This window comes from Undibacterium sp. Di26W (assembly GCF_049340265.1).
Taxonomy (GTDB): domain Bacteria; phylum Pseudomonadota; class Gammaproteobacteria; order Burkholderiales; family Burkholderiaceae_D; genus Undibacterium.
The window spans coordinates 1-327 of sequence record NZ_JBMPOR010000090.1 but is presented as its reverse complement, the minus strand read 5'-3'; the positions used below and the strand labels follow the sequence as shown (position 1 = coordinate 327).

General features: G+C 57.2%; 1 protein-coding gene. It reads left to right on the top strand.

Annotated features, from left to right (window positions below; all coding sequences use genetic code 11):
• Positions 1-327 (top strand): hypothetical protein (locus tag ACO0LM_RS28775; protein ID WP_423042384.1); only part of this gene is annotated, 327 nt, incomplete at both ends.

Sequence of the window (327 nt, the reverse complement as noted above, 5' to 3'; positions counted from 1 at the left end):
CAGCCAATGCAACGGACAACGCTAATACAGGCAGCGTCACCACCGCCCGCAAGCTGAGCAAGTCTGGCCAGACAACGAATGTCAGTCCAGAAGAAGCCGCCTTGCTCAAAGAAATCGACGCCCTCAACGAGTTGAACCACAGCCAGGTCAGCGTCGAAGTGGCAGGACGCGTGCGCAGTGGAGAAAAAGGCCTGTCCGCATTGAATGGCGTAGAACTCCCCATCGAAGCCCAGATCAGCACGTTGGGCCTGGGCCAGTTCGGCTTAAAAATCATCCCCGTGCTGGCTGATGCCGGTACTTTGGCTTTGAACGACACCAACATCGCCG